Genomic DNA, 5,635 nt, shown 5'->3' with positions numbered 1-5,635 from the left:
CAATATTCCGCACAGTCATTGCCTGCACTGCGCGGTTCTCACATTCTTCGAGCGTATAAATATCATCGGTAACAGGCACAGCGGAGCCGTGCATTACCAGTAGTAATACAAATCCGATTGTCATGGTTATTCCCCGATGATGTTATTTATCTGTTCTTATTACTTTTATTCCTGCATATCCCAATATATCTTCGCAGCAATTCACACCACTGTTATATCCGTCCGTGTAATAGTCATAGGCTCTTACGCGCTGAGATAAAGGCAATTCAACAGTTAAACTCTCTCGTGATGCCTGCCAGCCAATCCACATTAAATCGACATTCCGGTCAGCATAATTTAATCCGTTATTTGCCTTTTTTAATTTCTGCTCCAACTCTTCCGGGTCAGCATGCAATTTAATGTATTGCTCAAACTGCTGTCGTGATATATCCATCACTCCTCCTGAATCTGCTTAAACGTGATACACCACACCCACGGATTTTTATACCAGGCATCTACGCCGTAAATTGAACACCATAGCTCGCTATATGCAGATTTTGCAGTCTGATGGGGTTGATTACCTCCCGGTGCATAAAAGCCCTTCATCCAGTTACCTTCATTACCATAGCGGCCAGTAACAACGCCTTCCGCTACAGCATCTTCCTCGCTGATATCCTGTAGATGCTCGACACGAACGGCAGTTATTTCCAGCAGAATGCGTGAAGCCCAGCGGGGCATTTGTGTTGATGGCCTCCACTTTATTGCCTCGTGCCAACCTTCCTCTAGGTCGGATGGTTTATGTGTTGCCTTATATGCAATAGTTGTTTCAGTACATAAGCCAACTTGAAATGTTTCACGCACCCAAAGGCGGTTACCTACCTTGCCTAAAGGACAACAAAACCAGCCGCTGGTATCATTAGATGGATCTCCTAGCCACCGGTAGTAAGAGTCACCATTATCCTGCACCGAATTACTTTCCCCTGGTAAGTAGCAAGGTTGATTATTCATAACATGCCGCGTCTGCGTCTTCCGACCATTGAGAATGGCGCGAACCATCTCTGAATTGAAAATCATTCCGCGCTCTTTCATATTCATTCCTCTGTTATCAGCATCAACGAATCTGCATTTTTAGTAACTCGATAATTTGTTGAATGCCCTCATTAAGCTGAACGCCTTCACCCCTGCAATAATCAAAGATAAACTCTTTCATTCCGTACTCTGTTATTTTTCCGGTATCTAGAACAGGAGATACACGGACGCGGAATAATTTCATAAGCGCATCCTTTTTTAATTCATCCTGTTTATCTTCCGACATAGAACTCCATTCAGTCTCATTCGCCGGAATGTTAATCCCGTTTAATTCGACACCGAATTCATCATATGCCGTTAACTTCATTGACCTGCTCATCATCACTCCTTATCTCAGCATCCCTGCATTACGCTTCATCCTGAAACAGTGGGGGTTATTGGCTTTGCATATCGGCTTTATGGCTCCGGTACACGACATCCAACTTTTCCGTGTTTTCTGTGTCACCAGTAAATTTATTTTTCAGCCATTGGTATGATTTTTCGAATTGCTCAGATTCCATTTCGCCTACCTTGGCTGTGAAATCTGCAAGCATCATGCTATTCGTTACCAGTCTGCTAACACGGTATTCGACACGCTTTCCACGTGATACGGTAAGCATCATGGATAACTCGCCGTCAATGTCGCTCATGGCGTTAATTTTGATACCGCCGACCGCAACGCCGCCATATGTCACCGATGGGTCACCAATAAGCTTCAGAGACCTTCCGACCCATGCATGACCGTTATTACTCCAGGCACCAATAAGCACGCGCCGCATTGATTTAGAGGGCTTGTATGGCCTTCCGTCATACCCCACAAGGTCAATAAATACAGGCTGGTCTTTTGAGCCTTCGCGCACTGATTTAATTACTGCCGTTATTGGCTGGTTTCTGACATCATCGAAATTAAGTTGATCCGATTTCGGGATAATTGTTTTTGATAAATCCATTAGAGATATACCTCGTCATCAAGATATTCATCATCGAAAAGATAAGAGGGCACGTTTATTTCACTGGATGGCAAAACCATTCCTTCGGTTTTCGGTATGTCGCCATCAATGCACTGTTTTATTGTGTGCAGAGATTCGAACATTACCTTTCTTCCCAGCTCCAGCGAGTCCTCACCGATGTAATACATACAGTTGGTGTACGGCGGCTTATTCTGAATGGCGAAAAAACAGAACTGATTTAAGTCCCTTCCTGTGACTAATTTCAGAACGTATAAATAAAATGCAGCCTGTACATGATAGCGATACTTCCCGAAGTCCTGACTGAATCCTCGCTCAGTTGCGTCCTTGCAACTTTTCACGTCGAGCGGGTAAAAATGTGAATCTGACATCCTGTCAAACCGGCATTTTAATTTCAGCCCTGTTTCAGGGCAGGTGGCGAACATGGAAATTTCAGAGTTTCCCGGTGATGCCATATAACTCATGAAATCGTCGTTAAGGCGGGATGACTCAATCATCCGCTGTATTGTTTCAACCTCGCCATTGACCAGTATTTTTTCTGCATCCGTCTGCTTTAATGCGTCCTTGTACTTTGTCGAGCGCCTATCCGTGGCATCCGGCAGCAAAATGAAATCCCTTTCAAATACCTGCGGCTCCAGTAATGCTGCGTGAATTGCCGTGCCAATCTGTGCCGATTTACTTCCTTTAAATGGGTTGAAATACAGATTTGCAGGGCTGACGCTGATCGCCTTTATTGACGTAGAACCTATAGCTTCATCCTTGTGATAGTCCTCATTGCTAAGCCCTAAATAAACGCCCGTTTCCATTTATCGCGCTCCTTTTTCTTAATGCCTTATCAATTGCCTCTCTGATCTCGTTTTCCTTCTCAGTGCCGAGATATTCCAGCGTTTCCGTGCTGAGTCCGAATATCACATCCTCTGTGAAGTCTATGCGCTCTTCCTGAGCATCCTGTGCTGCGTATGCGTTCATGCCGGTAACCTCACTTTGCACTGATGAAGAATGAGGCTGGTTTTTGCGCTATCCCTGCGCCAGCGCCACTCCGATACAATTTGCTCAATCTGCCTTTCATCCAGTCCGGCCCGATTAAACAACTCAATAACCTGTTCCTTGGTATATTTCTGTTTTGCGGTCATCAGTGACATATTTTTCTCCCGTAAGCTCTCATTTGTAATTGGTTGGCTAAATCCCAAATTCGGGACTTACCGGTAGATGCCGCCACCCTTGCCGCGCATCGGGCAAGGCGTAAAAATGGCATAGAGACGCACGCCACGTTAGAACCGCACGCAGCGCGACAAGGTTTAGTTTTCATGTTGTTTACCTGCTGGTATCCCGAGGTAGGATAGGGTGGGTTAGTAGTTCATTGAGAGGTGAGGGATTTCGCCTTTAATTACCAGCTCAAGGAATTTTGTTGCGGTTTTGTCGTCAAATCCTGCCGCAGTCAGTGCCTGTAAAGCTTCGCGGTTAAATTTGCGCTGATGCTCTTTGTTCGCCTGGCGCTTTAATTCTTCCTGCTTCTGGCGCTCAATCTCTGCCAGTCGTGCGCGTTCGGATTCCTCTGCCTTGCGCCGCTCCGCTTCAACTGCGGCCCGCTTTTCACGCTCAGCCTTCGCGATAGCTTCCTGCTTTTCACGTTCTGCGCGTTCCTGCGCCTCTCTAGCCTCACGTTCGCGCTTAGCTGCCGCCTCGACTTCCTGTCGTGCTTTTAATTCCGCAGCTTCACGTTCCTGTTTGGCTTTCAGCTCCGCCGCTTCACGGTCACGTTGTGCTTTTTGTTCGGCTTCGATTCGCGCCTGCTCTGCTGCCTGACGCTTGATTTCGTTTTCATGCTCAATGCGTTTGCGTTCTTCTTCAGCTTTCTTCTCAGCAATCAACCGGTCGAACTCGGCATTCATTTCCAGTGCTTCGGCATGAAGATACGGCATCAATCTGGCGAGTTCATCAGCCTTTCTTTTCTCTTCATCAGCTACCCTCTGAGCTTCCTCCGCTTGCTTTCTGGCTTCTTCCTGAGCCTCCCATTCTTCTACTGGGCGCTTTACTTGTGCCGCCAGAGAGTCCAGCGCGTCACGAAACATTTTGCGGCTTGCATCTACCTTTTTCGGCAGCTCCTTCAGTCCGTCAACTACTTCCTTACCGGCTTTATCGATGTAAGTTTTTGATCTGGTGACATCGAAAGCCAGTGATATCAGTTTTTTGCGGTGCGCCAATACGGATAAATTCAGCTCACCTAATTCCGATTTGCGCCTTTCAGTTTCCCGCTCAACACTAACTATTAATTCCTGAACCTTATCCGGCGCTGTAAAAAGGTCGAGCGCTGTCGCTGGTTCGATAACGACCAGTTCGTTTGCCATAATTAACTCCGTTTATTTATAGGGTGGGTTACTTCTGTGTGAAAGAGAGCAGGGCCACCGCGTGTCTAATTGCGGCATCTTCGGTGGTATGAACTACTCCCGAGCGCAGATAGAAGTCACAGTACTCATCTTCTCGCCATTTAACCTTTGACACCATTTCAATGCAGTCAACGCTTGGCATAAAGAACCATGCTCCGATTTCCAGAGGCTCCCGCACCGGCTCAGGAACCTGATGACCATTAATGTCTATGTAACGGGGTTTAAGACGGTATTCTCTGTTTGGAGAGAATGCAAAATCTCCAGAAGAGAAGGTTATCCAGACTGAACCATCCTTAACCAGAAAATTCCTCCACCACTCTTTATCCGTCTTCGCTATCTCTGCTGCCTTAGCCATAAGGTCAGCATGTGGGTGTCCTGGCATTGTTAACCTCCGAGTGCTTTGTTGATTGCTGCGTCCGCCTGGTCGTGGTGAGTAACCAGTTTCCGGAGTTCGATTAATGCTTCCAGTAAACCAGGCGCTGCCGCTATTAGTCTGGCGTTCGCCACTTCTTCCTCTTCATCATTACAGCCGATACCGTCAGCAATAACGCATTGCCATTCCTCATCCCTTACCAGTAACCGACCTTCATTGCTTGTGTACCACGGCCCCGGCGTACCCTTAAATTCCATGTTGTTTCTCCCTTGCTCTGAGCATTGCGTCTGCCTGTGCATAAGCAGCATTGGCTATTAATTGCTGCTCATTACTATCTAAAGCTAACGGGACTGATGCCATAGCCTTTGCTGCAAAATAATCGCGCAGCGACATGCCCATACCTTCAATCCTGGAACCGTCTCCCATATCCATTTTTACCGGGAATGCAGATTCACCTGCTCTTTTTAATAGCGATATTTTATGTTCCACACTTCCTCCTATGCACTTCCCTGTGCTACGTGATGTCCGTTAATTGGTTAGCACCCAGAATATTCCATTAGGGCGTTCGCTATATCTATGCTGCTTTTTAACAGGTCAATGTCTGGGTGGCTCTCTGATATCATCTCAAGGTTTTCGCTGAGCATTCTGAGCATTTCCTGCTGCCACTCAATATCGTTAGATTTCGGTATTTCAAACTCCATGCCCATTTCCCTTCTGTTATCCCCGCTGCGGGGTATTAGTCAGTATTGGTGATTGGTGGCCGGTGCTGATCTCCGGCTTGAAACAGTTACGACTTCGCGCCGCCTGCAACACCTGTGCACTTCAGCGCGCATCAGCCTACGCATTCACCAATCCCAATA

Annotated in this window: 12 protein-coding genes; all 12 read right to left on the bottom strand. The window is 46.8% G+C overall.

Annotation, left to right across the window (positions count from 1 at the left end):
• Positions 1 to 142 precede the first annotated feature (142 nt).
• The 12 genes from U868_RS23880 to U868_RS25630 all read right to left on the bottom strand — a co-directional run bounded on the left by U868_RS23880 (position 143) and on the right by U868_RS25630 (position 5,476).
• A complete protein-coding gene (locus tag U868_RS23880) occupies positions 143 to 433 on the bottom strand; it encodes a hypothetical protein (protein WP_025155129.1) in 291 nt (96 codons plus the stop codon).
• Complete coding sequence (locus U868_RS0121780) at positions 433 to 1,068, bottom strand: hypothetical protein (protein WP_025155128.1); 636 nt, start codon at positions 1,066 to 1,068, stop codon at positions 433 to 435. The genes U868_RS23880 and U868_RS0121780 overlap by 1 nt, the downstream gene beginning before the upstream one ends.
• 22 nt (positions 1,069 to 1,090) lie before the next feature.
• Complete coding sequence (locus tag U868_RS0121775) at positions 1,091 to 1,375, bottom strand: hypothetical protein (RefSeq protein WP_162817282.1); 285 nt, start codon at positions 1,373 to 1,375, stop codon at positions 1,091 to 1,093.
• A 67-nt stretch (positions 1,376 to 1,442) separates the two neighbouring features.
• Positions 1,443 to 1,997 (bottom strand): hypothetical protein, encoded by a 555-nt coding sequence (locus tag U868_RS23875; RefSeq protein ID WP_025155126.1) that lies wholly within the window; start codon positions 1,995 to 1,997, stop codon positions 1,443 to 1,445.
• Positions 1,997 to 2,821: a PD-(D/E)XK nuclease-like domain-containing protein gene (locus tag U868_RS0121765; protein WP_025155125.1), complete on the bottom strand. Its 825-nt coding sequence runs from the start codon at positions 2,819 to 2,821 to the stop codon at positions 1,997 to 1,999. The genes U868_RS23875 and U868_RS0121765 overlap by 1 nt, the downstream gene beginning before the upstream one ends.
• On the bottom strand, positions 2,793 to 2,984 hold the full coding sequence (locus U868_RS0121760; RefSeq protein ID WP_025155124.1) for a hypothetical protein: 192 nt from the start codon (positions 2,982 to 2,984) through the stop codon (positions 2,793 to 2,795). Before U868_RS0121760 ends, U868_RS0121765 begins: the two co-directional genes overlap by 29 nt.
• Positions 2,981 to 3,157: a hypothetical protein gene (locus U868_RS25635; RefSeq protein WP_162817281.1), complete on the bottom strand. Its 177-nt coding sequence runs from the start codon at positions 3,155 to 3,157 to the stop codon at positions 2,981 to 2,983. Before U868_RS25635 ends, U868_RS0121760 begins: the two co-directional genes overlap by 4 nt.
• Before the next feature lie 207 nt (positions 3,158 to 3,364).
• Positions 3,365 to 4,363, bottom strand: coding sequence for a hypothetical protein (locus U868_RS0121750; protein ID WP_025155123.1), 999 nt, complete (start codon positions 4,361 to 4,363; stop codon positions 3,365 to 3,367).
• Between the two features lie 28 nt (positions 4,364 to 4,391).
• Positions 4,392 to 4,757, bottom strand: a complete 366-nt coding sequence (locus U868_RS0121745) for a hypothetical protein (RefSeq protein WP_162817280.1) — start codon at positions 4,755 to 4,757, stop codon at positions 4,392 to 4,394.
• A 29-nt stretch (positions 4,758 to 4,786) separates the two neighbouring features.
• Positions 4,787 to 5,032 carry a hypothetical protein gene (locus U868_RS0121740; protein WP_025155121.1) on the bottom strand — a complete coding sequence of 82 codons (246 nt, stop codon included), beginning with the start codon at positions 5,030 to 5,032 and terminating at the stop codon, positions 4,787 to 4,789.
• Complete coding sequence (locus U868_RS0121735) at positions 5,022 to 5,264, bottom strand: hypothetical protein (protein WP_205275548.1); 243 nt, start codon at positions 5,262 to 5,264, stop codon at positions 5,022 to 5,024. The genes U868_RS0121740 and U868_RS0121735 overlap by 11 nt, the downstream gene beginning before the upstream one ends.
• A gap of 47 nt (positions 5,265 to 5,311) precedes the next feature.
• Positions 5,312 to 5,476, bottom strand: a complete 165-nt coding sequence (locus U868_RS25630; RefSeq protein WP_162817279.1) for a hypothetical protein — start codon at positions 5,474 to 5,476, stop codon at positions 5,312 to 5,314.
• Positions 5,477 to 5,635 lie beyond the last annotated feature (159 nt).

The organism is Morganella morganii H1r, from assembly GCF_000633515.1.
Classification (GTDB): domain Bacteria; phylum Pseudomonadota; class Gammaproteobacteria; order Enterobacterales; family Enterobacteriaceae; genus Morganella; species Morganella morganii_B.
Note: the sequence above shows the minus strand (reverse complement) of the source record. Positions and strands in the feature narration are given on the sequence as shown.